The sequence below is a fragment of the Streptomyces sp. NPDC002838 genome, assembly GCF_040295365.1.
Lineage (GTDB): Bacteria > Actinomycetota > Actinomycetes > Streptomycetales > Streptomycetaceae > Streptomyces.
Window position 1 is genome coordinate 23,187 of record NZ_JBEOVF010000029.1, and the last position, 26,814, is coordinate 50,000.

Here is a 26,814-nt window from a genome sequence, read left to right on the forward strand (position 1 = left end):
CCTCCGCCACGCCCGGCATCCCTGCCGCGGACACGCGCCCCTACTCGCACCATGGCGCCTACGTCGCGAAGTCCTGAGCGCGCCTCTATTGGATCTGCGGCACCGGGAGGGCCAAAGTTCTCCGGTGACGCAGCGTGCATCGGACCAGCGACACCCGGGATCGGCACTGACCTGCATGGGGCTGACCGCTCGCGATCGTCCATTGAGCCGCGTGATGGTGGGTATTCGCTCTGGATCCCAACAGTCCACACGCATTGATCCACGCGTCACGTAACGAGAAGGGCGGGCCACAGCGGTGACAAGCGCGGACGCGGTATTCGCGTGGCTGGGGGTCGGAGCATTACTCGCGGCCGTGCTGCCCCGGATCCTTGCCGGACGACCGCTGTCGCTACCGCTGGTCTTCCTGCTGTGCGGCATCGGCGTGTATCTGCTGCCTCTGCCACTGCCCGTGATCGACCCGGTGGATGACCGGGTGGTGGCCGAGCATGTCACCGAAGTCGTGGTGATCATCTCCTTGATGGGTGCGGGGCTGGCGCTCAACCGGCCCGTCGGGTGGCATCGGTGGGGCGCGACCTGGCGATTGCTGGGTGTCACCATGCCGTCGACGTTCCTGATCACTGGGCTGGTGGCCTGGTGGTTGCTGGACTGGCCGCCGGCCGCCGCGCTGCTGCTGGGGGCCGTCTTGGCGCCGACCGATCCGGTGCTCGCTGCGGAAGTGCGGGTGGGCGAGCCCACGGATGACGAACACGATGAGGACGAGGTGCGGTTCGCTCTCACCAGTGAGGCGGGCCTGAACGACGGACTCGCGTTTCCGCTCACGTACGCGGCCGTGGCGCTGGCCGCCGCCGCAGGCAGCGGCTGGTCGGCCGGGTGGATCGGTCCGTGGGCCGCGCAGGACCTCGCGTACAAGTGCGCTGTGGGTGTGCTGGGCGGACTACTGGCGGGGCGGTTGCTCGGCTGGCTGTTCTTCCGGACACGATCAAGGGCGCTGCGGCTGTCTCAGCACCGGGAGGGCTTCGTCGCGCTGGGCGCCACCTTCCTGTCCTACGGAGTGACGGAGCTCGCCGGGGGTTACGGCTTCCTGGCGGTGTTCGTCACCGCGTGCGCCATCCGGGGCGCCGAGCGAGCCCACGGCTACCAAAACGTCCTGCACGACTTCATGGAACAGGTGGAGCGCCTGCTGACTGCGGCCGTGCTGTTCTTGCTGGGCGCCTTCATCGCGCTGGGCGGCCTGTCTGCTCTGACGTGGCAGGGCGCGGTCACCGCATGCGTGGTGCTGCTGGTGATCCGGCCGCTGTCGGGGTGGGCCGGACTGCTGCGGAGCTCCCTGGGGAGCCGGGAACGCTGGGTGGTAGCGGCATACGGCGTCCGGGGGATCGGCTCGTTGTACTACCTTGCCTACGCCTTGGGCCAGCATGGTTTTGCTGTCCCAGAGCGGGAGCTGTGGGCAGTGGTGACCTTCACCGTGCTGGCCTCGGTCGTCCTGCACGGCGTCACGGCAGGCCCGGTCATCGCACGCCTCGACCGGCTCCGAGACACCCAATCCATGTAGCAGCCGCGATCTGTGCAGCACCCACGAAGCGTCCTTGTGAAGAAGGACGCTGACCTTACTGAAGGACGCGCGGTCTGTGAGAGGGGACGCCAACCAGTTCCGTCGCGCTCGTGCTCGCTGTCTGACCCACTGCGGGTTCATCCATGGCGACCTGTCGGAGCGGGGCACCGGCTCCGTGCTCGTGCTGCTCGCCGCCATCTCGCTCGTGCTGACACAGGCACGCAACCGGGCGTAAGTCCCGCTGGCCGGCAGGCCGCTCGCATCCCTGACCGGATCACTCACCAATGCCTTCGGCCGAGACATCAGAGACAGGTAGCTGATCCTCAAGAACCCGCATGCCCTCCCCTCCTTATCGCGCGACCACACTCGGGTATCGAGAGAGACGCGTCAGGAGTCTCGGAACGCGCGCGCTTCCGCGTTGGATCTGCTGCGGCTCTCTCGGACCGACACGACCATCTGGCCGTACCGGCGGCGCAGGGCCGCCTTGGAGTCCGTGTTCGCCGCCCGCCGACTGTCCGGCCCGTGGGTGCTGTGCCCGTCTACCATCGAGGCGGGCGGGGAGGCGAAGTGGGACGGGTTTCGGGCGCTGGTCTCTGTCGACGCGGGCCGGGAGCGAGGCGGCTACCGGACCGGACAGCCGCCCCTCTCCTTGCGCGGTCAGCCTCGGACGATGTTCTGGGCCTGCGGACCCTTCTGCCCCTGGCCGATGTCGAAGGTGACGTGCTCACCCTCCGTCAGCTCGCGATATCCGCTGCCCTTGATCTCGGAGTAATGCGCGAAGACGTCCGGGCCCCCGCCGTCCTGCTCGATGAAGCCGAAGCCCTTCTCGGCGTTGAACCACTTCACGGTGCCGCTGGCCATACTGGTCAATCCTTCATCCATACCTGGGAACAGCCCTTCATCCGGGCATGCTCCGGCTCACGCAACCGCACGAGCCCACAGCCGTTCTACCCCGCAACGCCACACCCATCCGACCGGCGACACGGCCAGAAAGCCGGAGGTTCGCCACTGCGCCACGGCGTAGGAGCCGCCAACACTTCCCGCGGAGAGACTGCGGACGTTCTCGTGGCAGACGACACCTGAGCCGTCCGCGTTGCCCAAGATCCGGTGCCGCATCAACCTTCAGTCACACCGCGCCTCATCCGGTCTTCCACCCCTTCCGGGTGTCAGTGCGCTCCCACTCCGCAGTCCAGTGCGCCATACGGTGCCGCTCCAGCCCCAGGCACACGACGCAAGCAGCACCGAGCACGGCGACACCCGCGCCGAATGCCGCCAGCACGCCGCCCAGGATGGCGTGCAGGCGAGCCTCCTCCTCGGTCAGGGGCCTCGGCCATGATGCGGCCGTTCTGGTCGTCCATACGGTGACCGTGCTTCCGGCCGGGGTCTTGGGCGGCACTCTGGCCTCCTCCGTGTGCGCCGAGCCGTCCAGTGCCGTCCAGCGCACGGTGGCCCACACCCGGTAGTCGATCGCCGCCCGTGCGGGCAGCGCCTCCGCGTCCTTGACGAGTACGGCCGAGACCGCGCCGCTCGGCACGCTGCTGCTCGGCATCCCGCTCCATAGTGCCCGCAGCAGCCAGCCCCGCGATCAGGCCACCGACCAGCGCTGACACCGTAGGTAGTGGCGGGGCGCTGGTTACCTGTTCGGAGGTCCTGCTGGCGCTCAGGAGCGGAGTGTCCCGCTTGGGATCCATTGGCTGCGGGGCCGCCGAGTCGGGTCGTGACGCGGCGGTAGGCGGCGCGGGCATGGAGGGCGGGCCGCCGCCGTTCCCGCGAGTGCGGCGGCGAGTAGAAGGGGTGTCGCTCAGGCCGGCAGCGACGTCGTTGACGAACAGCCAGCACGGTACTGCCTTACCGGTGACCGCGGTGAATCGGGCGGACAGACCCCCAGCGCGGTCGCCAGCGGCCGCGGGGGCAATCCCGTGCGCACCGTGCGGCCTGCGGGTGATGGCCGATTGATGGCCGCGGCTTGCTGGGCGTGGCAATCCGGCACACGGCCAGGCGCAGGCCCGTGCGTCAGCCGGCACCGATGACGGTGCCGTCCAGGGTCACCAGTAGTGGCGGCGGCCGGCGACCGCGTGTCCCATGGAGCCCATGATCCACAGCACCGCGCCGATGACCGCGAGGATGATCCCGATCGTCCACAGGATGGATATGCCGGTGATGAATCCGACGACAAGCGAGATGATGCCGAGGAGAAGCATGACCGCCTCCGGTGCGCAGTAGTGCTGCTTTCACTGTGGACCCCAGGGCTGTGCTGGGGAAGGCCCGGTGGCCACGTATTTCAGGAACGGAAGCGTGATCGCGGCGCCTACTGAGCCGTTCACGGCGGCATTGTCGCGTTCCTGACCCTGCAGGCGCTTCTGGCCACCGCCATCGCCGCCCGCGCGGTGCCGCTGCCGGTATGGGCCGCCGCTCTGATCATCACCGCCGTGCTGGGCGTGATCACCGCGATCATGCGCTGAGCGGCGAGGGAGAAGGAGGGCCACCGCCCACGCCCGAGCAGACGATCGGAAGGAGTAGCCAACACGGCGAGCTGTATACAAAGACCTGACGGGGAAACTAGCTGGTGGCTGCCTCAGACGCTGCGGCGCGACCCCACCTTCGGGGAGAGGCACCGTGCGGCCACTTCGGAGTCGTCCGGACCCCCGAGAAGGTCAGCGTCCCGCTTGGCCACCCCGTTGATGTTCGACGAGTTGGGCTTCGAGTTCGGAGAGGCGGTTCTCGGCGAACCGGAGGTTGGCGCGGCAGCCTTCGAGGCGTTCTTGCAGCTCGCGGTGTTCCTGCGTCAGCTGCCGGACCCGACGCTTCAGGCTGGCGTTCTCCGCCGCCGTGGTTGGTTCACTGCTGCCGGCCGTCTCCGTGTCGCGGAGCTGGCCCATGAGCTCACCGATGCGGTTGCGCTGGGCCCGGATCTCGTTGTGTGCCTGCGTGAGTCCTTCCTCAGCGTTGAGGGCGCGCTCGCGCCATGTCGCCTCAACGCGGTCGTGCTCGTCTGCGACGCGACGGGTGCGCCGGCTACGGGTGGCGGCGACCGCGTCCTGGACCATGGGGCGAGCCTGCGGATTTTCGTAGAGGAAGGTGTTGGAGACGCCGGCGCGACGGGCGATGGCCGTGACGGTGAGCCGTCCGGTCTCGCGGCGGAGCTGGGCGATGGCGGCTTGGACGTCGGCGAGCTTGCGCTGGGTCTGTCGGCGCCGTGCGGCGATGGCGGCCGCGGGCGGGATAGTGGAAGTCATCGGCGTCGGTCAGCTGGCCTGAAGGCTGAGGTCGTCGAGCTCGGCTTCGTCGTCGTCCTGCTGGTGGGCGAGTTCACCGGCTCGGAAAGCGGCGGACCAGACGCGGCCGTAGTAGTCCTGGGGGCGGCGCAGGTCGAGGCTGAGCGCCTCTTCGAGCAAGCCGGTGGCGGCCAGGGCGCGCTCCAGTCCGTCGATCGCGCGAGCAGTGGGGTCGAAGTGCTTATGCAGGTAGTCCCGGGTGGCCGGGTCGGGTGCACCCTCGGCGAGCATGCGCCAATGCTCGCGTTTGCGGTGCCAGTAGACGAGGTCGGCGCCCGTCATGACGAACTTGTCGCAGTTGTGGCAGTCAAGGTTCCAGAGGCAGGCGCCCCCGTCGACGACGGGTTGGAAGGTGCAGAAGCCTCCTTCCGCCGGAGTCGAGCGGTGGGTGAGGTCGACGAGCATGGCCTCGGCTTCCTGCCGGCTCATGGGTTCGCCGCCGGACAAGACGATGCCGGGTTCGAGGGCGCCTGGTCCGCTGACCCAGACGGTTTGCAGGGCGTCGCTGAGGCGCGGGTCGGTGTTGGCGATGTGGGCGTAGTGCTCGGCCATGGCGTCGGAGATCTGGCCGAGGTAGCGCTTGATCTGTGCGAGGTTAGCCCCTGCCTTAAGCAGGTTCGTGGCCAGGGTGTGCCGGGCCTGGTGGGCGACGGTGTGAGGGATGTCCAGCGTGAGAACCCAGTCGTGGAAATGCCTGTGGAACCAGCCGTAGCTGACGCTCTTCACACCGGTCCGGTTGGCCGTACGGCGCGGGAAGAGAGCCAGGTCGAGCTCCTCGGCCGGAGTCGGCGGACGGCCGTGGCGCTGCGCGAAGCGGGCGCGGGTCCTGGCCTGCCGCGCCTCGATGCGCTGGTAGATCCGTTCCGAGATACGGATCGCCTCGTCGAGCTGCCCGACCTTGGTCTGGTCGTGCCAGAGCAGGGGCAGGCCCTTGTACCGGCCGATGCAGTCCAGGCGGAGGGTGAGGACCTCGCTGGCCCGGCGCCCGGTGACGACGATCGTCTCCCAGATGTCGCGCAGCCCGCGGTCGTCGATGTCCGTGCTGTCCAGGCGGGCGAGGTTGGAATCGTCGGCCAGGGCGCGGGCCGCCTCGTCGGAGAACGGCCGACGGCGCTTGCCGCGGACGTTCCCACCGCTGGGCAGCGCCACGACGAACTGCCGCTCCAGTCCGATGCGTTCGGTCCGTGCTCGGCACGGCGCCGCTGATCGGCGACGAAGCCGACCATGTGCTCCTTGCGCAGCAGCGTGGGGTCGTGGCCGCCCTCGGGAGCGTGGGCCTCCAGGTAGGCGCTACTACGCCGGCACCAGCTCGCGACACAATTGACGACCACTCAGCCGCATGTGAGCACTGCCTGGACCACCAAAAACGTAGCTCGCCAAGATCCCCGGCAAGACCTAACGGAAGTACGTCAGTTCGTGTCGGCGGCTTCGCTGACCGGTAGCACGTCCGCGGCGGCCGTCGTCAACCTCTGCATCACGGTCCTCTGCGTCTGGACACGACACCGGCCCCGCCTGTCCTCCACCGGAGGCGGAAGGGCGGGGCCCGAATGACGGGTTACCAGCGGATGGTCTGGCCGTGTGGGGTGACGCTGACGGTGAACTCCTCCAGTACCGGAGACCCGGCGGCATGCCAGCGGCCGAGCTGCTCCTCTACGGCATCCCAGAGGGCGCCCGACCCGTCTTGACGGACGGCCCACCGGCCGCCGTCCTCGTAGAGGGCGGCCCAGGAGCCGGACTCGGCGTCGATCAGAACGTCCTCGGTGCGTCCGTCCCGTGGCAGGGTCAGGCGCTGTGCGCCCGGTACGGAAGACTTCGCGACGAAGCGGGAAGTCCAGTTGTCCAGTACGTCAGCTCCGATGACGGCCTCGCGCTCCTTGCCCTCGCTGAAGTCGGGGAGCAGTCCGAGCGGCGGCGGCATGTGGGGACGCGCGAGCATGAAACTGACCCCGCCGCCCAGCAGTGGGCCGGACGCCGTTCCGTCGTCGTGGACCGTCAGGCGCGCGAGCTCCGACGAGCCGAGCCACCCGCCCACGGTCGCCAGGATCAGGCCGCCGGGCCGGGTCTGCTCGATCCACGCGTCAGGAATCGTGCGCACGCCGCACGTGGCGATGATCCTGTCGAAGGGCGCCCCCTCGCCGTGGCCGAGGAGCCCGTCGCCGGTGACGAGTGTGGGGTACATCCCGGCATGGCCGAGGGCTGTCCGCGCTCGCGCGGCCACGTCCTCGTCGTACTCGATCGAGGTGACGTTCTCCTCGCCGAGCCGCGCGCACAGAACCGCGGTCGAGTATCCGGTGCCGGTCCCGATCTCCAGCACCTTCGCCCCGGGCTCGACCTGGAGGTCCTCCAGCATGCGCAGTACCAGAGAGGGCACGGTGCTGGAGCTGGTCGGCTGGCGCATGATCTGACCGCGGATGTCTTCCGGCACGATCGTGCCCGCGATCTGGGTCACCAGCGACTCATCCGCGTAGCAGCCTTCGAGCCACCCCTCGTCACCTTCCCGGACGGATTCCCACGCCGTGGGCACCGACCCGGTCACCAGGCGGAAGAACCCGCCGCGCAGGAACTCGTGCCGGGGGACAGCCGCGGCGGCTTGCTTCCACGGCTCTGTGCGCAGGCTGCCGTTGGCCGTCATCCTGTCGAGGAGCTGCCTGTGGAGCTGTGATTGATCGGTCACGACTTCCTCTCCAAAAGGTCTGCCAGGGCCGCGCACATGGGAAGACCCGTCTCAGGTTCCAGCCAGTACCACTGGCCGGAGGGGTTGCACTCCAGGAACCACCATTGCCCGTCCTCCGCTACGCAGAAGTCGAAAGCCCCGAAGACGAGCCCGAAGCGGTCCATGTAGCGGTAGAGCGCAGCTTCGATCCCCGGCGGCGGCTCCACCGGGGTGTAGGTGAGCTGGTCGTAGTTGGTGCGCCAGTCGAGGAGGTCCGAATCGATACGGACGCAGAACACGTAGGCGCCGATCACGGTCACCCGTACGTCGGCTGTCTTGGGAATGCGCTTCTGGAACAGGTGTGCTGTGCCCGCTACGCCGTCGTCGATGTCCGCCGCGGACACCTCGGCGACCTTGACGACGGACGAGACGCCGTCGACTCGGTACACGGGGTTGTACAGCGGCTTGTAGATGACCGAGCCGTTCCGCTTGATGAATGCCCGGGCCGCGTCGGGGCTGGAGGTGATGAGGGTGGGCGGCACCAGGAACCCGGCCTCTACCGCCCCGGCCAGTCCGGCCGGTTTGAACTCCGCATCCCCGATGCGGTGCGGGTGGTTGACGTAGAGGCACCCGGGCAGTGACGCCAGTACTCCCCCGAGTCCATACCTGGCCTGTGTGACGGCGAACCGGGCAGCCTGCTCGCTGAGGTGCGGGAACGCGAAGCCGGTCGGCCGGCGGTAGTAGAGGGCGCGGATGTTGGCCAGGTCGGCCATGCGGGAGGCGGTGAGCAGGCGGCCCCGTATGCCGTGCTGGGTGATCTCTGCCTCCACCGACAGTGATGCGGGGAAGTCCCCCGAGTCGAGCCGCACGACCGGGACGTCCCGGTCGTGCAGCCCGCTGATCACCACGTCGGCGGTGGGGTCGTGCAGGCTGGTGACGACCAACACCGGACGCGGATCACTCACTGGTCGCTGTCGCTCCCCTGGTCGGAGTCCGTGTTGCCCTGGCCCTGCCCGTCCGGGCTAGTGCCCGTGGAGGGGGTCGTGCCCGTGCTGGTGCCGTGGCCGGGCATCTCCATGACCTGGTCGGCACCGTCGTAGAAGACGGCGGTCTGCGTGGCCGGGTCCAGTTGGGCACTGGCGTACCCGGGGGCCATCGTGGGGTAGGGCTCCATGCGGCTGACTCCCCAAGGGAGGGGGGGTGGTGATTCCCTGGGGGACCGCCGGGCCCGTGGGCAGACGGTCAGAGTGAACGAACATGCCTCTCCTCTGTGTCCTGGTGGTGGAATCCGCCTGGATGGCGGGTGATGGGGTGGCGCCGGGGCCGCAAAGGGACGTGGGCCCCGGCGCCGTTCCGCCCGCGCCGAATGCCGTTCGTCGTACGGGCGGAGCTTGTGACTGCCCCATGGCCAGGGCCGGACGGCGGCCGGGCCACCGGGCAAGCACTCCGAGGGCCAGGTTCCGTCAGGCCTCCGGGGGTGTTGGGGCGGCACGGTGATGAGTCAGCGGTCCGGGGCCTGGCTCGCCGTCTCCTCGTCTGGTGTGAGCTCACCGGGACGTTCGAGCAGGTACAGCAGTGCACGCGCATTCACTCCGGCGTCGTGCAGCCGCGCCGGCAGATCGGCGGTCGGCGCATTCTGGTCCAGGATCTCGTCAGCGTGCCTCAGCACCATGCGCGCCAAGCGCTGCATCTTCTCCTGCATCCGCGGCGTGAGCGTCGCCAACTTCGGAGCGAGTAGCCGCACACACTCCTCAAGTTCCGCGATGAGGGACGCTGTTCGGCCGGATTCGGCCTCGGGTCCCACAGCGCGCGCTCGCACGTGCGCTTGATCGCTGCGGCGTCGATCGGCGGCGCCTGACTAACTCCCACTGCGTGCCTCCGAAGTCGAGCGGGCGCCCGTCAAGACCTCCACGGTCACCGGATCACTCCCTGACTACGTGCCGCCTGGCCGGAGCGGACCAGTTCCTCCACCTCGTCCAGGTGACAAAGGTCGCCGGGCGAGTCCATCGGGAGTCACCAGTACGCGCGTGCGGCCGGCTCGGTGAGATGGACGGCCGGGACGCCGAGGAAGCTGTCACGTCCGAGGCACCCCACGCCCGGGAAGTCCCGGTCATTCCAGCGCCACGCTGCGGATCCGGGCACCAGGGCGTAGTGCAGGAGGGAGTGGAGGTCCATGAACACCGCGCCGCCGTCGAACCACTGGCGGAGAAAGGCGTCCACCTCCCTCGGCTCGTGCGTCTTGGCCGCGGCCCACACCAGACCGGCGGGAATCCGTACGGCGGAGAAGATGCTGCCGCAGGCAAGGAGCGCGATCTCCTGTTCCGCCCACTGCACACGCACCGTATCCCGGTCGTCCGCAGCACCGAGGAGCCAGTGAGAGACCGCGAGTTGACGCTCCGGAAGGGTCGTCAAACTCGTCGCCTCCGTGACCTCGGTGTCAGTCTCAGCGCCGGTCACTTGGCCTCCTCCAGCTTCCCGGCCGGGCCGGCCATGTCGGTCCTGCGGAGTCAACGGCGTTAAGGGGTTGAGGGGATACGGGAGGACGGGACCCCGTGTCCTCACGGACGTGGTGGTGAGGTCCGGGGGTGTGGTGACTTTCCTCTGCGTGGTTCCTGCTCTGGTGTCGGTCATCGGAGCCTCATCGTGGTGAGGGGATTGAGGGGCGGTGGTCATCCGTCCCGGGGACACAGGACGGCCTCCGCCGCACCAACGCGCCGGAACATGACGGTCGTTGGTGCTGACATGAGTCAACGATCAATCGGGCCCGTGCGACCATCGCTCATGCGGCACCCGCATACGGATATGCGCTGAGCGGGTACGGGTGGGCGCCCAAAGCCGTGGGACTCGTAGCGTGGGGGTACGCCGTGGATTTCCAGACTGGGCCGATCCGGGATGCGTCCCGGGCCGGCGATTACGGACGCGTCATCGAGCTGGCCCGCAAGGAGCAGCGGATGACGCAGAAGGCATTGGGCCAAGCCCTGGGCTTGTCGCAGTCCGCCGTCTCGCGTCTGGAGAGCAAGGGCCAGGGCGACTACAGCACGAACATCCTGGAGGCGGCAGCCGCACACCTCGCCATTCCGCCGGCGCTGGTGGGTCTCGCGGACGGCCGCCCACAGGGGCAGGTGAAAGAAGGGTCAGACGAGATGCACCGCAGGACTCTTCTGGGCGGGGTCGTCGCAGCCGCGGCGACCTCGGCCCTATCTCCTACTCCTGCCGCTGATGCCACCGACAGCGGCGGCGGGCAGGCCGCCGCCCTGCGCCTGTCCACCAGCGCCTACAGACGACTCGACGGCTCCACCCCATCCCGTGACCTGTACGACACCGTCGAGTCTCACATCCGGCTCATCCAGAGCATCACCCGATCCGCGAACGGCGACGGCGACCGGGCCCGGCTGGCAGCAGTGGGCAGCGAAGCCGCTTCCTTCGCGGGCTGGCTCGCGTGGGACAAGGGCGACAACGGCTCCGCCCGTTCCTGGTACGGCGCAGCGATCAAGGCCGCCAAGTCGGCCGATAACCCCTTGCTGGCCGCCTACCAGACCGGCACGCTCGCTCAGTTCGAGGCACACGCCGGGAACGGTGTGGAGGCACTCAACCTCGCCCGCCGGGCACGGCGCGCGCTCGGCGACCGGCGTCCGGCCGTCGCGGATGCGTGGCTCTCCAGCGTCGAGGCGCTCGGCCACGCAGCGGCCGGAGACCGGCGGGCGGCCGACAAAGCCCTGACCGCGAGCCGGGCCGGAGCAGAGGCCCTGAAGGCATCTGAGGAGCCGCCTCCCTGGCCGTGGGTGTTCTCCTTCACCCCGGACAAGGTGGCCGCCTGCCGGGTAGCGTGCGGCGCACGGCTCGGCCTCTCGGACTGGGTGACCAGTGATGACGTAGAGGCCCTGGCCACCGGCCACGCCAAGTAGCGCGCCCTGCTGGTGCTGGACATCGCCGCCGGCTACCTCGCCGCCGGCAGGGTGGAGGCCGCGTTCGTCCTCGCCTCGCGCGCCCTCGACGCCGGCCTGACGTACCGGTCCGGGCGGATCGTGGAGCGTGCCCGCGCCGTGCGCCGTACCCTCACAACCGCCTCCCCGCCCAAGATGGTGCGGGACTTCGACGACCGCCTACACGGCGTCTACCTGTAGAAGAGGGGATCACGGCATGCGCGTAGGGATCACCGGACACCGCGGGCTCAGCAAGGACGTAGAGCAACGGGTGCGCGCGATGCTCGCTGAGGCCGTACGCGGCTTTGACGCCGACGGTCTGACGGCCGTGTCGTGCATCGCCGATGGCCCCGATTCCTGGTTCGCCCAAGCGGTGCTGGAGCACGGCGGACAGCTTGAAGTCGTCGTTCCCGCCACCGAGTACCGCGAGAGCCTCCCGGAGTGGCACCACCCCGTCTATGACGAGTTGTACGGCAGCGCGGCCGACGTCCACGAGACCGGCATGGCCGAGTCAAGCTCTGAGGCGCATCAGGCCGGCAGTGAGATCCTCGTGGGCCTGGTCGACGAGCTCATTGCGGTGTGGGACGGGAAACCGGCCCGGGGGTACGGCGGGACAGCTGATGTGGTCGCGTACGCCGAGCGGACCGGTGTACCAGTGCGCATCGTGTGGCCGGAGGGTGCCAGTCGATAACCGGCACCTCCCGCGTCGGAAGGGCCCTCGTGGTCTCGTCGTTGGCGGCGTCGCTTCCGTAGGCCCTCGGCAGCGACTCGCCCCGGTGCTGAAGAAGCTGCGCCCGTACGGGAATGTGGGCGCGGTTCAGGAGGTCTTGGAGAAGGCCGCTTCTCAGGACTCGCTCACGGAGCCCTGGATCCATTGGAGGCATCGAGGCAACCGGGATGCTGGCGGCGACAGCCCGAGGCATACGCGGCACGTGCGGGATGCGGGATGCCGGACTCCCCGTCCCCCTCACCGACGAAGGGCCGACCGCCCATGAGGTCGACCTGGACGACGCGCTGAGCCGCAACCAGCTGGCCCGCCCATCACGGCGACCACCACCCTGGACGAGGCAGAGGCACACAGCCGTGAAATCTGCGGCTACTCGGAGATCGACTACGAACGCGACAAGGCCGCATGGCTCAAAGACCAGCCACCGGTGCAGCTCGACCCCCAGGCCGTGCTGTCCCAACTCGACCAGTTCGAAGCCGAGGCCCGGCACCGCGGAGTCACCCACACGACGTTCCGCCGCATCACCGAGGCGACGCACCCTTGTGGCGCATCGCAGCCACCGGTACCTCCACCCAGGGGGCACCGAGGGCATGAGCGCATTCAGCAGCGACTTCGGTCTGGACGCTGCGCGCGACGTGACCGCCGACGCAGACAATCCATCCCGTCCGTGAGGACATCCGCGGTGTTCTGCCCCGCCTCACCGCTGCGGGCTCGGTCGCGGCCGTCGTGTGCATGGGCGACGGCCTCACAAGCGGCGCCCGCGCCGAGAAGAGCAGGCAGCGCCACACGGAACATGGCATACTTGAAGTATGGCAACTCGGAAGATCACCATCACCGTGCCGGAAGAGCTGGTGGAATCGATCAAGGAGCGCGTCGACGCGCGGGGGGTGTCCGGCTACATCGCGGCCGCCGCCGCTCATCAGGACGCCATGGACCGACTGCGCGAGCTGGCCGATCGTCTCGAAGAAGAGCACGGCGCCGTGACGGACGACGAGCAGCAAGCAGCGCTGGACCGCATCGCCGCCATCGACGGCTGGCATGACGAGCAGCGATCACACTCGGACGAGGCCGCGTGAGCCGCACGGCCCGAGCGAAGCCGCACCGGCCGCGCCAGCGCGTCTTCGTGTTCGACTCCGAGGCTCTCTCCAAGGCGGTTCAGGGCGATCGGGATTTGGCTGCGCTGATCAAGACGGCTCCGCGGCTCGACATCCCGATCGTCACCTCGGCGCTCACAACCTTGGAAGCATGGGACCCTCGCGAAACGTCGAGACAGCCACTGTGGAACTGGACGCTGTCCCGGATCCGCGTCGTGCACACGGACGACCAGGTGATCGCCATGGCGCGCGACATGCTGAAGGCAGCCGGCCTGCATGGGCACAAGTACGCCATCGACGCCGTTCTGGCGGCTGTGGCCGGGCGGGAAGCCGTGCAGGGAGCTCAGGCCACCGTCTTCACCTCCGACACCGACGACATGAATCAACTCCTCGCGGGACACTCCGTGCGAGTCGAGAAGGTCTGACGACACGCCGCCCGCACCTCACTCCGACCACTCGCTGGCTCCCCCGAGCACCCCATGCCCTTGTCGGACGGCGTCCACCGGCACGTATTCAGCACACACAGGCACGGGAAGCACCGTGAACACGTGAGAACTACGGAGGTGTGTTTCCCCTGGGTCAGACAACCCGTGGCTCGTATCTGCCCAGGTCACAGCCCCGCCCAGGGAAAACTCCTTTAAAGCGGGTGTCGCAGGTTCGAATCCTGCCGGGGGCACCGGCCAAAGGGCCACCTACCAGCCGCGGGTGCCGACCGCCCCTTGCCTGGGGCTTCTGGCCCCGGTTGCGCGGACCGTCTCTGGGCCGTCCGAGGCCGCTCGGCAGTGGCCGACGACGAGCAATGACGACCACTCAGCCGCATGTGAGCACTGCCTGGGCCAGCAAAAACGCAGCTCACCAAGATCCCCGGAAAGACCCAGAGGGAGAACCACCATGCAGGACCACGCTGTCACTCGGTGAGTCCGGCCTCCTCGCAAGCCGACTCGAACCTCGGCGTGCAGATCTGGTCGGTCGTGTACACGCCGTCCTTGACCACGGTGTCCTTGATGTTGTCGACGGTCACGGGGATGGGGTCGAGCAGGATGGCGGGGATGTCCTTGGTGGTGGGCGTGTCGACCGTGGTCTCCGCGACGTCGTCGAGCTTTTCGCCGCGGCCCAGGGCGACGGCCATCTCCGCGGCCGCGTCGGCCTCTGCCTTGAAGGGCTTGTAGACGCTCATGTACTGCTCGCCACTGAGGATGTGCCGCAAGGCCGCGAGGTCGGCGTCCTGGCCGGTGACGGGGGGCAGTGGCTCGATGCCGGCGGCCTTGAGGGCGGAGATGACGCCGGCGGCGAGACCGTCGTTGGCGGCGTAGACGCCGTCGATGCTGTCGGTGCCCAGGGCGGCGATCGCGCGGACCATGTTGGTGTGGGCGCTCTCCTGCCTCCAGCCCTGGATGTCGTACGTCTTGCCGATCCTGACCTTGCCCTCGAGGACGGACAGCGCGCCCTTCTTGAAGGAAATGTTGGTCGGGCTGGTCTGGGGACCGTTCATCATGACGATCTGGCCGTCGTCCGCCTTGTCGCCCAGGGCCTTGAGGAGCGCCTCGCCCTGGAGCTGGCCGACCCGTTCGTTGTCGAAGGAGACGTAGGCCGAGATCGGGCCCTCGACGAGGCCGTCGTAGGCGACGACCGGGATGCCCGCGTCGTGTGCCCTCTCGACCGCGGGGCGTAGAGATCTGAAGTTCACGGCGCTCATGATCAGGACCTCGATGTCCTTGTTGATCAAGGTGTCCACCTGTTGTTGCTGGGTGGCCACGTCCCCCTCGGCGTTGGCGTACTCCAGCGTGCAGTCCTCGCACAGCTCCTTGAGCTTCTTTTCGATCAGGGGCTTGTCGAACTTCTCCCAGCGAGTCTGGACGATCTGGCTGAACAGCAGGCCGACCGTGAAGCCGTCCTTGCCGGAGGCAGTCCCGCCCGAGTCGGCGGACTCGCCGTCCGTGCCGCAGGCGGCCAGAGACACGGCCAGCGACAATGCGGCTGCGGTGATGGCCGTACGACCCCGATAGGCGCTCACGCGGGGACCTCCCTGGCTCATCCGGGACCCCCTGGCCGTCCACGCCGGCCATTCATTGCCAGGATAAGTCGGGCGGTGCGGTGCGGCTCGCGATCCTGCGATGCCTGCGATGTCTGCGAGGTGCGGATCGGTGTGCGGCGGGGACGCTACTCCGGAGCCGGAGCCGGAGCCGGAGCCGCCGCCCGGTCCGGCACCTGACCGCACAGCTCCACGAACCGGACGGCCGCAGGCGACCGCTGCTCGCAGCGCCACACCATCACAGCGCTGCGGACCAGCAGTGGTGTCGTGGGCACGACGACCGCCCCTTGGCCGGCCGCGTCCACGGCGAGCCGGCGCGGCAGCAGGGCGGCGCCGGCGCCGGCCAGGACGAGCGGGACGATGGCGGCGCGGTGCGTGGTCTCGACCGTGATACGGGGCGGCCTGCCGTCGATGGTCAGCGCGCGGTCGACGAGGGCACGCATGGCGGTGCCCTCCGGTGTCGAGATCAGCGGGTACTTCGCCAGTTCCGCGACGCTCACGGCCTGCCCACCGTCCGGTCCGGAACCGGGTGGCAGCACGGCGAAGAACTGCTGGCCGGGCAGGCGCAGATGGTCCAGCCCCTCCAGGTCGACGGGGGACTCGGCAAGACCCAGCTCGCACTCCCCGGTACGGACCATCCGGGTCACCGCGTCGTCGTGTTCCGGGTCCGAGACCCGGACGTCGACCAGCGGGTGCTTCTCCCGGAACCGGCCGATCAGGTCGGCGAGCGGGTCGACCGCGAGCGTCGTCAGCGCGACGATGTCGAGCCGTCCGCCGGCCAGTTCCACCACACTCTCCACCGAGGCCCGTGCCGTGGCGAAGTCCCGGAGCACCTGCTGTGCCGGGCGGACCAGCGCCTCACCGGCCGCGGTGAGGCCGACGCCGCGGCCCAGCCGGTGGAACAGGGTGGCGCCGAGGTCCCGTTCCAGCGCCCGTATCGCCTGCGACAGGGAGGGCTGTGCGATCCGCAGACGGCGGCTGGCGTTGGTGAACCCCCCGCTGCGTACGACCGCGAGGAAGTACTCCAGTTGGCGACGTTCCATTGACGGATCCTATGGGTCCGGTCAAGAACTGGTCTTCCTCCGCCGGGCGTACCCGTTGTTCTCGCCGCTGTCGGGGCGGGATCGTTTTCCGCCATGAGGCGGGTTTCCGCCGGGAGGCAGCGTCGCCTTCACTTCTCAGTCTCCTTCCCTTCAGTCTCCTTCCCCTCAGTCTTCTTTCCCTTCCCCCCTTGGTCACCACTGCCCCGAAGGGATGCCTCCCCATGACGAGGTGCTGCGGCATCGACCACCACCAGGCCGGCTACACCGAGCGCCAGCGGATGGACCTCGACCGCGTGCTCGCCTTCAACCGCCGCCTGGCCGCGGCGATCGACGCGTGTACGGACATCTCAGCTGTCGTCGCCACCCTGGACCCCGATCCGCTGCGCTACATGTGGGTCGACGAGGGCGGCGGGCGGCTCACCGAGTATCTGGCCGCTGGGGAAAGGGAGTTGGGGGCCGCGGACCGGCTCGCGGGGCACCGCCGGGTGCCCGGGCGGGCGGTGTGCGGACAGCGCTCGGCGGCCCGGCCGGCCGTCGCGGCGGCGGACGACGGCCGGGTCCTGTACGTGTGGATCGAGTGGCAGGAGGACGTCGGGGAACGCGTGGTCGCGGCGCTGGCGGACGGCCCGGGCGCCGAGGCGCTCCCGGTCGTGCTGGACGACGAGCCGTCCGACTGCTTCCGCCCGTCCGCCGTCTTCGACGCGGAGGGCGCCGCCTGGGTCTGCTACGGGCGGGCGGACGCGGACGGCCGGGTGGACGTCTGGGCGCACCGCCACGACCCCGCCTCCGGGTGGGGCGCCGCGCGGCGGGTCGGCGGGACCGGTCACCCGTCGTTCAACCAGGAGGTCGTCGCGCACGCGGACGGCGGCGTCGAGGTGGTGTGGCAGGGCCCGCACGGGGCCGGCTTCGGCATCTGGTCCCGGCGATGGCACGGCGGGGTGTGGGGCGGGACCCGGCTGGTCAGCGAGGGGGCGGCGGGCAACGCGTGGGATCCGGCGGTGGCGGCGCTGCCGGACGGCGGCAGCGTGTACGCCTGGTCGGAGTACGTGGCCGGGTCGTACCGGGTCGTGGTGTGCACGGGGGACACCTCGGAGAGCTTGGGCCCGGTACGTCCGGTCAGCTCGGGCACCGACTACGCGCTGCACCCGAGCCTGGCGGTGACGGCGGACGGCGGGATCTGGTGCGCGTTCGACCTGATCGCGGTGCACGGGCACGGCGGTTCCGGCCCGACCCGGCTGCGGCCCGCGGCGGAACTTCCGGAAGCACCGCGGCTGGCCGGGATGCGGGACAGCGGCGATGCCGTACCGCCGGAACTGCTGCCGGAGGTGACGGCCTCACTGCGTGTCGTGCGGGTGACCGAAGACGGACTGCTGGAACCCGAGGGCATCCTGGCCGAGGGGCTGGACGTCGTACCGGGCGGGCTGCCCCGGCTGGCGGCGGACGCGTACGGCGGGCTGACGGTGGCGTACCGCACCCACCGGCGGCTGCCCCTCATGACGTACTACTGGGAGGCCGCCGCGCAGACACTCGGCCCCGACGGCTGGTCGAAGCCGGTCACCTTCGGCGGCAGCGACGGCACGCTGGAGGAGGTCGCCGTGGCACGCTCCGGCGACGGGGTCGTGCTGGCCTGGCAGACCGACGGCCGCCTGGAGCGCAGCCTGACCTGGACGGAGGGCTTCGGCGGCCGGGAGTGCCCGGTTCTGCTGGAGCACCTGGGGTCGGTGGTGTGGCACGGCATGCACGGGGTCGGCGCGATCGGCACCGCGACGCTGGCCGCCGACGGCCGGCCCGCGCGGGCCACCCGCCCCCTCGCGGTGGTGTCGAGCAGCGACCGCCGCGAGGCCCGTTCCTGGGCGGCCACCGCCTCCCCGCGCTACCGGACCGAGGTCGACGGCGACGAACTCACCCTCTACTGGGGAGACTTGCACCGGCACTCCTTGGTAAGCCGGTGCACCTCCGGTGACGAGCCGTCGCTGGAGGACTTCTACCGCTACGGCTGGGACGTCTGCGACTACGACTTCTGGGCGGTCACCGACCACTCCGAGAACAGCAGCGCCTACCAGTGGTGGTCGATCCAGAAGATCGCCGACCTGTTCCGGGTCGACGGCCGCTTCGTGCCGCTGTACGGCTTCGAGTGGACCGGCGACACCGGCCACCAGAACGTGATCTACGGCTCCGAGGAACGCGGAGCGCCGATCTACTCCTCGTTCGCGGCGGGGTCGCGGACACCGGACGAACTGTGGGCGAGTCTGCGGCGCCATCCGGCCTATCCGGCCCTCACCATCCCGCATCACCCCGGCTCGGCGATGATCCCCTACGACTGGGACTACCAGGACCCCGAGTTCCTGCGCCTGGTGGAGGTCTTCCAGGCGTGCCGCGGCAACTACGAGGGGCAGGGCTGCTTCCGGCAGTACTCGGACGGCACGCTGGACGGGACGTTCGTACTGGACGGGCTGCGCCGGGGACACCGCTTCGGGCTGATCGCCAGCTCGGACCACGGCAACGGCGCCAGCTACGTCGGCGCGTACGCCGGAGAGCTCACCCGGGAAGGCGTGTTCGACGCCCTCCAGGCGCGCCGGGTGTTCGGCGCCACCACCCGGGACGTCATCGTCGACGTACGGGTGGGCGGCGCCTTCATGGGCGGCGAGATCCGGCACACCGGGCCCGTCGACATCGAGGTCTACGCCCGCGGGTTCCGCGACCTGGCCCGGATCGAGCTGGTCCGCGGCGGCGAGACGATTCGGTCGCTGTCGCCCGACCTGGGACTGCCCGACGGCTGGGTCGAGCTGCCGCTGCGCGTGGAGTTCGGGGGCAGCGGCGTGACCACCGACTGGAGCGGGCGGCTGCGCATCGACGGCGGCAAGGTGGTGCGGACGCCGTACTGGGGCCCCGAGGTGACCATGGCCGACGAGGGCGAGGTGCGGTGGACGGCGTCCACCAAGTCCTTCGGGGAGCCGTACGGTTCCCAGCGCGGCGGGATCGAACTGACCCTGGTCGGCCCGCCGGAGGCCACGGTCGATCTGAAGACCGCGCAGGGCGGCACCACCGTCGCCCTGGGCAAGCTGCTGGCCGGGGCGGTCGAACTGCCGGGCGGGGACGGCGGACGGCTGTGCCTGGGCCGCGGCACCGGCGGGCTGACCTCGCTCGGCGGCACCGAGCGGCGACTGACGTGGACGGACGATCCCGGCGGCCCCGCGTTCTACTACGTACGTGTCATCCAGACCGACGGCGAGATGGCCTGGTCCTCTCCCGTCTGGGTCGACCCCGAGGAGCCGACGGGGCGTGAACCCTCAGCCGTTTCACCCTCCTGACAGGAGAACAGCTCCCATGCTCCTCTTCGACAGCTTCCGTGGCAGATTGCGTTCGATACGCGGTCGCGCCCTCGCCCTGACCCTCGCCCTCCTCCTGCCGCCGCTCCTCGCGGGCTGCGGCGGCGGCGACTCCGCTTCGTTCGGCTCCTCCGGGGGCGGATCGGACTCCGTCCGTCTCGTCCAGCAGCCCTGGGCGGACCTCGTCGTCGAGAACCGGATCGCCTCCGACATCCTCACCGAGCTCGGCTATTCCCCCTCCGTCCAGGACGTGTCGGTGCCGCTGGGCGCGCAGGCGCTGTCCACCGGCAAGGCGGACGCGTACCTCGGCAACTGGTGGCCCTCGCAGAAGCCCGTGTACGGCAAGCTGATCGACGACGGGTCGGTCGCGGTGACGGGCACGCTGCTCACCGGCACGCAGTACGCGCCGGGCATCCCGGGGGCGACGGCGAAGAAGCTGGGCATCACCTCCCTCGCGGACCTCGCCGCCCACGGCGATGCGTTCAAGCACGAGATCCTCGGCATCGAACCGGGTTCGCCCGGCAACCAGTACATCCTCGACGCGATCAAGAAGAACGCGTACGGGCTCGGCAAGTGGAAGCTGGTCCAGAGCAGCACCGAGGCCATGCTCGCCGAGGTCACCCGCCGGGTCGCCAAGGACGAGCCGGTCGTCTTCCTGGCCTGGCGGCCGCACTGGATGGTCGTCAAGTGGGACGTGACCTTCCTCGCCGACCCGCAGAAGGTCTGGCCGGGCGCCGGCCAGATCCGGGTGCTCACCCGCTCGGGCCTGAAGAAGGACGACCCGAACCTGGCCCGCTTCCTGTCCCAGATCACCATCGACCCGGCGACGGCTTCGGAATGGATCGACGCGTACGACAACAAGAAGCAGTCGGCCGAGAAGATCGCCTCGTCATGGATGGCCGACCATCCGGAGGTCGTCAAGAAGTGGCTGACCGGAGTCAAGACGGTGAGCGGCGAGGACGGCGCCGCCGCGGTGGTCGGGAGTTGATCCACATGAGCACAGGACTCCCCACCACCCGGGCCCCGCTCGCGGACGCTCTTCCCTCGGCGGCTCCTCCCGTGATGATCGAAGGCTCCGGCCTGAGCAAGGTGTACGGGCTTCCCGAGCGCCGGGGCGCGGCGCTGCTCGGCGGCGGGCGGGAGGCCGTCACCGCGGCCGGGGGAACGCTCGCCGTCCATGACGTCGCCTTCACCGTCGGCCGGGGCGAGCTGTTCGTCGTCATGGGCCTGTCCGGGTCCGGCAAGTCGACGCTGCTGCGGATGGTCAACCGGCTCGTGGAGCCGACGTCCGGGACGCTGCGGATCGACGGCGCCGACGTGACCGGCATGGACGCGGACGAGCTGCGGGAGTTGCGCAACCGCAGGATCAGCATGGTCTTCCAGCACTTCGCGCTGTTCCCGCACCGATCGGTCCGGGAGAACGCCGCGTACGGGCTCCGGATCCGGGGCGTCACGGCGAAGGAGCGGCTGGAACGGGCCGACGCGGCCCTGCACCAGGTGGGCCTCGGGTCCCACGGTGACGCACGTCCCGACGCCCTGTCCGGCGGTATGCGCCAACGGGTCGGCCTGGCCCGGGCCTTGGCGACCGACGCCGACATCCTGCTGATGGACGAGCCGTTCAGCGCGCTGGACCCGCTGATCAAGCGGAACATGCAGGATCTGCTGCTGGAGCTCCAGGCGGAGCACCGGCGCACCGTCGTCTTCGTCACCCACGACCTCAACGAGGCCATGCGGATCGGCAGCCGGATCATGGTGATGAAGGACGGTGTCGTCGTGCAGTGCGGCACCGGGCCGGAGATCGTCTCCGCGCCCGCGGACGACTATGTGAGCGACTTCGTGTCCGACGTCGACCGGTCCCGGGTGCTGACCGCCTCAGCGGTGATGCGGCCCGCGCTGCTCACCGCGCACGTCGGCGAGGCTCCCGCGGAGGTGCTGGAGCGGCTGGCGAACGCGGAGGCGATCGGCGTCTTCATCGTGGACGGCGACGGGCTGCTGCTCGGCGTGGCACGGGACCAGGACCTCGCCGACGCCCTGCGGGACGGCGAGCCGGATCTCACCGGGCGGGTGGGGGACGCGTACCACTCCGTACGGCCGGACCGGCCGCTGGCGGACTTCCTGCACCTCGCGGGCCAGGGCATCGTCCCGGTCGCGGTGGTGGACACCGCCGGGCGGCTGCTCGGCGTCGCACCCAAGGCGGCCATCCTGTCCGCTCTGGCCCAGCCGAGGAGGACCGGCCGTGCTCATGCCTAGGATCCCCGTCGGGGACTACGTCAACGACGGCATCCAGTTCCTCCTGCGCCACCTCGGCGGGGTGTTCGACGGGCTGTCGTCCGCCGTGACCTCCGTGGTGAACGCGGTGTACTGGCTACTGCACACGCCCTCTTCCGGGGTGCTGATCCCGGTCTTCGCCGTCATCGCGTGGCTCGCGACCCGGCGCTGGCAGCTCGTGGTCTTCACGATCCTGGCGTTTCTGCTCGTCGACTCCATGGGACTGTGGACCGCCGCGATGCAGAGCCTCACCATCGTGCTGATCTCCGGTACGGCGGCCGTGGCGATCGGCGTTCCGATCGGGGTGTGGGCGGCCACCAGCGACCGGGCCGCCGCGGCGGTGCGGCCGGTGCTGGACTTCATGCAGACGCTGCCGGTGTTCGTCTACCTCATCCCCTCCGTGTTCTTCTTCGGCATCGGCGTCGTGCCGGGCACCGTGTCGACGACGGTCTTCGCCCTGCCCCCCGCGGTCCGGCTGACCGCGCTCGGCATCCGGCAGGTCGACAGGGAGATCGTGGAGGCGGCACAGGCCTTCGGCTCACGACCCCGGCAGGTACTGAGTCAGGTCCAGCTGCCGCTCGCGATGCCGTCGATCATGGCAGGCGTCAACCAGGTGATCATGCTGGCGCTGTCCATGGTCGTCATCGCCGGAATGGTGGGCGCGGGCGGACTCGGCGAGATCGTGGTCCGCGGCGTGACCCAGCTCGACGTCGGTGCCGGATTCGAGGGCGGACTGGCGGTGGTCGCCCTGGCGATCTTCCTGGACCGGGTCACCGGCGGCCTCGGAACCCCAGGTTTCCGCATACCGAGGCTGCGCCGCCGCCCTGCCGCGGACCGCGCGGCCCCGGCGCCGGAAGGCGCGGCCCCGGCCACCCCTGCCGCAGGACTTGCGAAGGGCACGTCCTGACGCGCCACCTCGCCCCGGGTCTGCGGCATGATCCGCAGGGCAGGCCGTTCAGGTCGAAGCGGATGCTGATCGACGTAATCCGGTGGCGAGTGCGGACCCGGGGTTCCGTGGCGGGACCTCCCGCCCTGCTATGGGGCCTGGCAGACGGTCTACGGACTGTTCCGCCGCTGGCAGCGCCTGGGAGTGTGGGCGGGGCTGCTCACCAAGCTCCAGGCGCGAGCCAACGCGCAGCATGCCGCCGGGGGGCATGCCGGGACGGCCAGGCTCAGAAGGTACCGCCTTGGCCCAGGGGATCCCGCGAGTCGCGATGAGTCCTGCGGCGTCCGGCGGTCTTACTGTCGAACCCGTCACCGAGGAGGACTTCTGATGCGCAGCGTGACCTATTCGATGAGCGTCTCACTTGACGGCTACATCGTCGGGCCGGACGGCGGCTTCGACTGGACGGCGCCCGACGAGGAGGTCTTTCGCTTCTGGATCGACGAGATCCGAGAGGTCGGCGTCCACCTGTTGGGACGACGGCTGTACGAGACGATGCTGTACTGGGAGACCGCCGACCAGGATCCCTCGCTCGACGACTCCATGCTCGAGTGGGCCGCGCTCTGGAAGCCGCTCCCCAAGGTGGTGTTCTCCACCACGCTGTCCGCGGTGCAGGGCAATGCCCGCCTGGCCTCCGGCGGCCTGGCGGAGGAGATCGAGCGGTTGCGAGCCGAGCCGGGGGAGGGCGACATCGCGATCGGCGGCGCGACTCTCGCCGCCGAGGCGGCCGCGTCGGGTCTGATCGACGAGTACCGGGCCATGGTCTACCCGGTGCTGGTCGGCGGTGGCATTCCGTTCTTTCCCCAGCGCGAGCGCCGGGTGGATCTCGAACTCGTCGAGAACCGCACCTTCAGCTCGAGAGTCGTCTACCACCGCTACCGTGTGGCGCGCTAGGCCGTGTCTTACGCCCTTGAGCCACGAGACGATCTCGTGCGCGATGTCGCCGATGTTGTCGCCCGTGGTGACATCGTGCTCGCAACAGGCCCTAGGGGTGTCACGGCGGACTGCTTCGTCGCCCTCGCCCGTGTCGAGGACGGCTACTGAGATGGTGACCATCGGCGCGCTGACCGCCGCAGGGGACAGCGCTCCGCAGTTTCGGTTCCACATCGGCGCGGCCCTGCGGGTCGGACTGGACGCGGCGCAGGTGGTGGAGGCGCTGATCCAGCTGGTTCCCTTCGTGGGATTGCCGATCGAGGTGGAGCCCGGCGGGGATCGTATGGACGGGGCGAGGGCAAACCGCGGGAGGCCGACGGCGAGCACGGTGTCGAGGTGATCGAGTCCCTGAACGACGTGGCACCGGATCTCGGGCGGTACATCGTCGAGTTCACCTTCGGGGACGTCTACTCACGACCGGGGCTGGACCTGCGGCAGCGGCAACTCGTCACTCTGGGCGGACTGATCGCCTTCGGCGACACCGCACCCGTGCAGAGGGTGCACTTCAACGCCGCGCTCAGGATGGGACTCTCACCGAGGCAGGTGATCGAGACAGTCATCCAGGCCGTCCCGTACGCGGGGTTCCCCCGGGCCCTCAATGCCGTCGGCGTCGTGCGCGAGGTCTTCGAGGAGCACGGGATCGCCACCGCCTGACCATCATGTGCACACCGCGGGTGCTGGTTTTCGGTCCCGGGTTATTCAATTCCAGACGAAAAGGATGTCGCTCCTTACAGATGTAACCAGCACAGATCAAGAATGATGAGGAACGTGGGGCGCGATTCATCGCGTGGTGCTGCTGAGCACACCGCTCACGTTCAGGATCTCGTGGCACCCCTGCGCCCGCTGACCGGTCGCTGGGGTGCCCGGCTTCGAACAGGTCACTTCGGCGGTCACGGTGTCGTTCGCGGTGACCTTGATGGGGGTGACCCAGTGATAGTCCTGGTTGCGGAAGGTCTCCAGCGCGATCGTGGTGATCTTGCGGTCGCCGAACGAGATCGTCAGCAGCCCTTCGTCGCCCTGGAAGTTGGCGACAACGATGTCCGTGACTTCGAAGACGCTGTCCTCGGGCACCTTGTAGGTACCGGGCTTGGTCTCCCCGCTGGACGTCCGCACGTCGATGGTCTGCGAGCTCTGCTGGCCGCCGCCGGCCGAGGTGCCGTCGTCGCCCGATCCGGGCGCCCCGCCCGTCTCCGGGCCGCCGGGGGAGGCGTCCGGACCGCCGCCGGAACCGGTGCCCGGGCTCTGTCCGCCCTGCTCCCCGCCGGGCGTGGGGCGCGGCTGGACCGCTTCGTTGGCCGCTTCCTTGGCGGCGCTGCGCACCGCGGGCCGGACCAGCGTGAACCAGGCGAGCAACAGCGCGAGCAGCGCCGCGAGCACGATGAGCAGCCACTTCGGAAAGACCGGGATCTGGACGAACTCCGCGTCCAGCGGCGCCCGGACCTCGGTCTCGTCCCGTCGGATCTCCTGGTCACCGGATTCGGCGGTGTCCACGGTGAACGGCCACACCACGGGGGCGCCGAACCACGCCGGCTTGCCCGTGCGGACCCGCAGCCCGACCTCCGCCGACTCGCCGGGCTCCAGCTTCGGTTGCGCCGGGCTGAAGGCGAACCCCAGCTCCTCGCCCGCCTGGCCGGGGGTGAAGCCCACCTGTACCGGGGTGTTGCCCTGATTGCGGACCGCCAGCCGGTAGCGGCCGCGCAGCCAGCCGCGTCGGCGGCGCGGGGCCAGCTCGGTGTGCAGCTCGTGGAACTCCTCGACCTGCACGGTGGTTTCGAGGACCCGCACCGACTCGGGGTGCTCGGTCGGCAGGACCCGCACTCCGAGGGGCATCTCACCGGCCCGGATCTCCGGAGAGCGCGGTGGCTCGAGACGGAGCGTCACCGTTTCGGAGGTGCCGGGATAGAGCGAGACCCGCGGGGGATCCACGGTCGTCCAGGAGGCGCAGTCCCCGACGACCTTCAGGCTGTACGCCTCGACGATGTCGCTGTCGTTGCGGACGGTCAGACTGGTCGTGGCGGTGCTGCCAGGGGCCACCGTCACAGCCGGGATGTCGAGGCCGGGCGCACCGGGACCGGAAGAAGCTGCAGAAGGCGTCACGCCATCACGGTAGGACCGCGCCCGGGGGCGCCACGAGGAGCGCGAGGGCAACACCCGGGCAGTCGCGGTGCCCGGGAAGTCAAGGCCAACTCACGTGTCACGGTGAGTCGTTGGTGAGGCCCGCCGCCTCCCGCGCGCCGCCTTCCGGTGCCTGCCCCGCCTCGGCATCCTTCCCCCCGAACTCATGAAACAGGTACCCCCCATGTCCTGCGCAGAGGAGAACAGCCCTGCCATGTCAGCCGCCCCCTTAGGCGAGCCGGCCCCTGCCGGCTCCAGCAACCGGGCCTCTCGCTCCGGTCGCCCGGACCGGGTGACCGTGGCCGTCTACGCCGCCGATCCGATCCTGCGCGTCGGCGTCGTCCAGCAGTTGCGCCAGCGCCCCGAGATCGACCTGCTCGCCGACGCCGACGCGGAGCGGGCCGAGGTATCGCTGGTGGTCGTGGACCATGTCGACGACGACGTGGCCGCCCTGCTGCACCGGCTGCGGCACAACGCCGTCACCCGCACGGGCCTCGTGATCGGCACCCTCGGGTCCGGCGCGCTGCAACGCGTCATCGAGTGCGGCGTGGCGGCGGTGGTGCGGCGTGCCGAGGCCGACCAGGACCAACTCCTCCACGTGGTCCTGGCGATAGCCAACGGCGAGGGCGTGCTGCCCGGCGACCTGCTCGGCAAGCTGCTCACCCACGTGGCCAGCCTCCAGCGCTCGGCGCTCGACCCGCGGGGTCTGGCCCTGTCCACGCTGACCACCCGCGAGGCGGACATGCTGCGCCTGGTGTCGGAGGGCCTGGACACCGCGGAGATCGCCCGCAAGACCGCGTACTCCGAACGGACCGTCAAGAACGTGCTGCACGAGATCACCACGCGGCTGCAACTGCGCAACCGGGCCCACGCGGTCGGCTACGCGCTGCGCAACGGGCTGATCTGACGACGGCTGGGACGGCTGAT

Annotated in this window: 28 protein-coding genes and 2 pseudogenes; 17 read left to right on the forward strand and 13 right to left on the reverse strand. The window is 69.8% G+C overall.

Annotated features, from left to right (window positions below):
* The first annotated feature begins 295 nt into the window (after positions 1-295).
* Together ABT063_RS31070 and ABT063_RS31075 are read left to right on the forward strand one after the other, a co-directional pair.
* Entirely contained in the window at positions 296-1,552 is a 1,257-nt protein-coding gene (locus ABT063_RS31070) for a cation:proton antiporter (RefSeq protein WP_351062892.1), read from the forward strand.
* 76 nt (positions 1,553-1,628) lie between these two features.
* Complete coding sequence (locus ABT063_RS31075; RefSeq protein WP_351062894.1) at positions 1,629-1,787, forward strand: hypothetical protein; 159 nt, start codon at positions 1,629-1,631, stop codon at positions 1,785-1,787.
* Positions 1,788-2,209: 422 nt separating this feature from the next.
* Here the strand turns inward: ABT063_RS31075 and ABT063_RS31080 are convergent, their stop codons facing one another.
* From ABT063_RS31080 to ABT063_RS31130, 10 genes are all read right to left on the reverse strand, one after another.
* Positions 2,210-2,413: a cold-shock protein gene (locus ABT063_RS31080; protein ID WP_055711351.1), complete on the reverse strand. Its 204-nt coding sequence runs from the start codon at positions 2,411-2,413 to the stop codon at positions 2,210-2,212.
* Between the two features lie 277 nt (positions 2,414-2,690).
* Positions 2,691-3,101, reverse strand: a complete 411-nt coding sequence (locus ABT063_RS31085) for an Rv1733c family protein (RefSeq protein ID WP_351062895.1) — start codon at positions 3,099-3,101, stop codon at positions 2,691-2,693.
* A gap of 496 nt (positions 3,102-3,597) precedes the next feature.
* Positions 3,598-3,753 (reverse strand): DUF6131 family protein, encoded by a 156-nt coding sequence (locus ABT063_RS31090; protein WP_351062897.1) that lies wholly within the window; start codon positions 3,751-3,753, stop codon positions 3,598-3,600.
* Positions 3,754-4,206: 453 nt separating this feature from the next.
* Positions 4,207-4,788, reverse strand: a complete 582-nt coding sequence (locus tag ABT063_RS31100; protein WP_351062899.1) for a DUF6262 family protein — start codon at positions 4,786-4,788, stop codon at positions 4,207-4,209.
* A gap of 9 nt (positions 4,789-4,797) precedes the next feature.
* Positions 4,798-5,976, reverse strand: coding sequence for a tyrosine-type recombinase/integrase (locus ABT063_RS31105; protein WP_351062901.1), 1,179 nt, complete (start codon positions 5,974-5,976; stop codon positions 4,798-4,800).
* A 406-nt stretch (positions 5,977-6,382) separates the two neighbouring features.
* Complete coding sequence (gene tgmC, locus ABT063_RS31110; RefSeq protein WP_351062902.1) at positions 6,383-7,501, reverse strand: ATP-grasp peptide maturase system methyltransferase; 1,119 nt, start codon at positions 7,499-7,501, stop codon at positions 6,383-6,385.
* On the reverse strand, positions 7,498-8,445 hold the full coding sequence (gene tgmB / locus ABT063_RS31115) for an ATP-grasp ribosomal peptide maturase (protein ID WP_351062904.1): 948 nt from the start codon (positions 8,443-8,445) through the stop codon (positions 7,498-7,500). The genes tgmC and tgmB overlap by 4 nt, the downstream gene beginning before the upstream one ends.
* Positions 8,442-8,654: a putative ATP-grasp-modified RiPP gene (gene tgmA, locus ABT063_RS31120; RefSeq protein WP_351062906.1), complete on the reverse strand. Its 213-nt coding sequence runs from the start codon at positions 8,652-8,654 to the stop codon at positions 8,442-8,444. The genes tgmB and tgmA overlap by 4 nt, the downstream gene beginning before the upstream one ends.
* A gap of 327 nt (positions 8,655-8,981) precedes the next feature.
* Positions 8,982-9,203 (reverse strand): hypothetical protein, encoded by a 222-nt coding sequence (locus ABT063_RS31125; protein ID WP_351062907.1) that lies wholly within the window; start codon positions 9,201-9,203, stop codon positions 8,982-8,984.
* Positions 9,204-9,493: 290 nt separating this feature from the next.
* Positions 9,494-9,937 carry a hypothetical protein gene (locus ABT063_RS31130; protein ID WP_351062909.1) on the reverse strand — a complete coding sequence of 148 codons (444 nt, stop codon included), beginning with the start codon at positions 9,935-9,937 and terminating at the stop codon, positions 9,494-9,496.
* 407 nt (positions 9,938-10,344) lie between these two features.
* On the opposite strand from ABT063_RS31130, the gene ABT063_RS31135 reads away from it, so the two are divergent.
* From ABT063_RS31135 to ABT063_RS31160, 6 genes and pseudogenes are all read left to right on the forward strand, one after another.
* Positions 10,345-11,385 (forward strand): helix-turn-helix domain-containing protein, encoded by a 1,041-nt coding sequence (locus tag ABT063_RS31135; RefSeq protein WP_351062910.1) that lies wholly within the window; start codon positions 10,345-10,347, stop codon positions 11,383-11,385.
* Positions 11,386-11,397: 12 nt separating this feature from the next.
* Positions 11,398-11,604, forward strand: a complete 207-nt coding sequence (locus ABT063_RS31140; protein WP_351062912.1) for a hypothetical protein — start codon at positions 11,398-11,400, stop codon at positions 11,602-11,604.
* A 16-nt stretch (positions 11,605-11,620) separates the two neighbouring features.
* Positions 11,621-12,094: a hypothetical protein gene (locus ABT063_RS31145; RefSeq protein WP_351062914.1), complete on the forward strand. Its 474-nt coding sequence runs from the start codon at positions 11,621-11,623 to the stop codon at positions 12,092-12,094.
* Positions 12,095-12,288: 194 nt separating this feature from the next.
* Positions 12,289-12,677, forward strand: a pseudogene (locus ABT063_RS31150) (DUF1152 domain-containing protein); the annotation flags it as partial.
* Between the two features lie 262 nt (positions 12,678-12,939).
* A complete protein-coding gene (locus tag ABT063_RS31155; RefSeq protein WP_350846586.1) occupies positions 12,940-13,206 on the forward strand; it encodes a hypothetical protein in 267 nt (88 codons plus the stop codon).
* Positions 13,203-13,649 (forward strand): hypothetical protein, encoded by a 447-nt coding sequence (locus ABT063_RS31160; protein WP_351062916.1) that lies wholly within the window; start codon positions 13,203-13,205, stop codon positions 13,647-13,649. The genes ABT063_RS31155 and ABT063_RS31160 overlap by 4 nt, the downstream gene beginning before the upstream one ends.
* A 482-nt stretch (positions 13,650-14,131) precedes the next feature.
* Here the strand turns inward: ABT063_RS31160 and ABT063_RS31165 are convergent, their stop codons facing one another.
* The gene (locus ABT063_RS31165) at positions 14,132-15,259 is read right to left on the reverse strand and encodes a sugar ABC transporter substrate-binding protein (RefSeq protein WP_502990919.1); all 1,128 of its coding nucleotides are present in this window, start codon (positions 15,257-15,259) and stop codon (positions 14,132-14,134) included.
* A gap of 125 nt (positions 15,260-15,384) precedes the next feature.
* Entirely contained in the window at positions 15,385-16,299 is a 915-nt protein-coding gene (locus ABT063_RS31170; protein ID WP_351062919.1) for a LysR family transcriptional regulator, read from the reverse strand.
* A gap of 221 nt (positions 16,300-16,520) precedes the next feature.
* Here ABT063_RS31170 and ABT063_RS31175 point away from each other — a divergent pair, with 221 nt between their 5' ends.
* The 8 genes and pseudogenes from ABT063_RS31175 to ABT063_RS31210 all read left to right on the forward strand — a co-directional run bounded on the left by ABT063_RS31175 (position 16,521) and on the right by ABT063_RS31210 (position 24,426).
* Positions 16,521-19,610 (forward strand): DUF3604 domain-containing protein, encoded by a 3,090-nt coding sequence (locus ABT063_RS31175; protein ID WP_351062920.1) that lies wholly within the window; start codon positions 16,521-16,523, stop codon positions 19,608-19,610.
* A gap of 16 nt (positions 19,611-19,626) precedes the next feature.
* The gene (locus ABT063_RS31180; protein ID WP_351062922.1) at positions 19,627-20,616 is read left to right on the forward strand and encodes a glycine betaine ABC transporter substrate-binding protein; all 990 of its coding nucleotides are present in this window, start codon (positions 19,627-19,629) and stop codon (positions 20,614-20,616) included.
* Between the two features lie 5 nt (positions 20,617-20,621).
* Positions 20,622-21,878: a quaternary amine ABC transporter ATP-binding protein gene (locus ABT063_RS31185; RefSeq protein WP_351062923.1), complete on the forward strand. Its 1,257-nt coding sequence runs from the start codon at positions 20,622-20,624 to the stop codon at positions 21,876-21,878.
* The gene (locus tag ABT063_RS31190; RefSeq protein WP_351062924.1) at positions 21,871-22,803 is read left to right on the forward strand and encodes an ABC transporter permease; all 933 of its coding nucleotides are present in this window, start codon (positions 21,871-21,873) and stop codon (positions 22,801-22,803) included. The genes ABT063_RS31185 and ABT063_RS31190 overlap by 8 nt, the downstream gene beginning before the upstream one ends.
* 111 nt (positions 22,804-22,914) lie before the next feature.
* A pseudogene (locus ABT063_RS31195) lies at positions 22,915-22,989 on the forward strand (hypothetical protein); the annotation flags it as partial.
* A gap of 180 nt (positions 22,990-23,169) precedes the next feature.
* Positions 23,170-23,733: a dihydrofolate reductase family protein gene (locus ABT063_RS31200; protein ID WP_351062925.1), complete on the forward strand. Its 564-nt coding sequence runs from the start codon at positions 23,170-23,172 to the stop codon at positions 23,731-23,733.
* Positions 23,734-23,884: 151 nt separating this feature from the next.
* On the forward strand, positions 23,885-24,112 hold the full coding sequence (locus tag ABT063_RS31205) for a carboxymuconolactone decarboxylase family protein (protein WP_351062926.1): 228 nt from the start codon (positions 23,885-23,887) through the stop codon (positions 24,110-24,112).
* The gene (locus ABT063_RS31210) at positions 24,109-24,426 is read left to right on the forward strand and encodes a carboxymuconolactone decarboxylase family protein (RefSeq protein WP_351062928.1); all 318 of its coding nucleotides are present in this window, start codon (positions 24,109-24,111) and stop codon (positions 24,424-24,426) included. Before ABT063_RS31205 ends, ABT063_RS31210 begins: the two co-directional genes overlap by 4 nt.
* A 126-nt stretch (positions 24,427-24,552) precedes the next feature.
* On the opposite strand, the gene ABT063_RS31215 is transcribed toward ABT063_RS31210, so the two are convergent.
* Positions 24,553-25,869 carry a COG1470 family protein gene (locus ABT063_RS31215; RefSeq protein WP_351062929.1) on the reverse strand — a complete coding sequence of 439 codons (1,317 nt, stop codon included), beginning with the start codon at positions 25,867-25,869 and terminating at the stop codon, positions 24,553-24,555.
* A gap of 232 nt (positions 25,870-26,101) precedes the next feature.
* On the opposite strand from ABT063_RS31215, the gene ABT063_RS31220 reads away from it, so the two are divergent.
* Positions 26,102-26,794, forward strand: coding sequence for a response regulator transcription factor (locus tag ABT063_RS31220; RefSeq protein WP_351062930.1), 693 nt, complete (start codon positions 26,102-26,104; stop codon positions 26,792-26,794).
* The last annotated feature ends 20 nt before the right edge of the window (positions 26,795-26,814 follow it).

What these genes read in the sequence shown, in the direction of transcription:
- ABT063_RS31165 (WP_502990919.1), bottom strand. Translation starts at nt 15,259, where the DNA reads ATGAGCCAGGGAGGTCCCCGCGTGAGCGCCTATCGGGGTCGTACGGCC.
- ABT063_RS31200 (WP_351062925.1), top strand. Translation starts at nt 23,170, where the DNA reads ATGCGCAGCGTGACCTATTCGATGAGCGTCTCACTTGACGGCTACATC.
- ABT063_RS31080 (WP_055711351.1), bottom strand. Translation starts at nt 2,413, where the DNA reads ATGGCCAGCGGCACCGTGAAGTGGTTCAACGCCGAGAAGGGCTTCGGC.
- ABT063_RS31205 (WP_351062926.1), top strand. Translation starts at nt 23,885, where the DNA reads ATGGTGACCATCGGCGCGCTGACCGCCGCAGGGGACAGCGCTCCGCAG.
- ABT063_RS31100 (WP_351062899.1), bottom strand. Translation starts at nt 4,788, where the DNA reads ATGACTTCCACTATCCCGCCCGCGGCCGCCATCGCCGCACGGCGCCGA.
- ABT063_RS31145 (WP_351062914.1), top strand. Translation starts at nt 11,621, where the DNA reads ATGCGCGTAGGGATCACCGGACACCGCGGGCTCAGCAAGGACGTAGAG.
- ABT063_RS31155 (WP_350846586.1), top strand. Translation starts at nt 12,940, where the DNA reads ATGGCAACTCGGAAGATCACCATCACCGTGCCGGAAGAGCTGGTGGAA.
- tgmA (WP_351062906.1), bottom strand. Translation starts at nt 8,654, where the DNA reads ATGGAGCCCTACCCCACGATGGCCCCCGGGTACGCCAGTGCCCAACTG.
- ABT063_RS31090 (WP_351062897.1), bottom strand. Translation starts at nt 3,753, where the DNA reads ATGCTTCTCCTCGGCATCATCTCGCTTGTCGTCGGATTCATCACCGGC.
- ABT063_RS31175 (WP_351062920.1), top strand. Translation starts at nt 16,521, where the DNA reads ATGACGAGGTGCTGCGGCATCGACCACCACCAGGCCGGCTACACCGAG.
- ABT063_RS31085 (WP_351062895.1), bottom strand. Translation starts at nt 3,101, where the DNA reads ATGCCGAGCAGCAGCGTGCCGAGCGGCGCGGTCTCGGCCGTACTCGTC.
- ABT063_RS31190 (WP_351062924.1), top strand. Translation starts at nt 21,871, where the DNA reads ATGCCTAGGATCCCCGTCGGGGACTACGTCAACGACGGCATCCAGTTC.
- ABT063_RS31220 (WP_351062930.1), top strand. Translation starts at nt 26,102, where the DNA reads ATGTCAGCCGCCCCCTTAGGCGAGCCGGCCCCTGCCGGCTCCAGCAAC.
- ABT063_RS31185 (WP_351062923.1), top strand. Translation starts at nt 20,622, where the DNA reads ATGAGCACAGGACTCCCCACCACCCGGGCCCCGCTCGCGGACGCTCTT.
- ABT063_RS31180 (WP_351062922.1), top strand. Translation starts at nt 19,627, where the DNA reads ATGCTCCTCTTCGACAGCTTCCGTGGCAGATTGCGTTCGATACGCGGT.
- ABT063_RS31170 (WP_351062919.1), bottom strand. Translation starts at nt 16,299, where the DNA reads ATGGAACGTCGCCAACTGGAGTACTTCCTCGCGGTCGTACGCAGCGGG.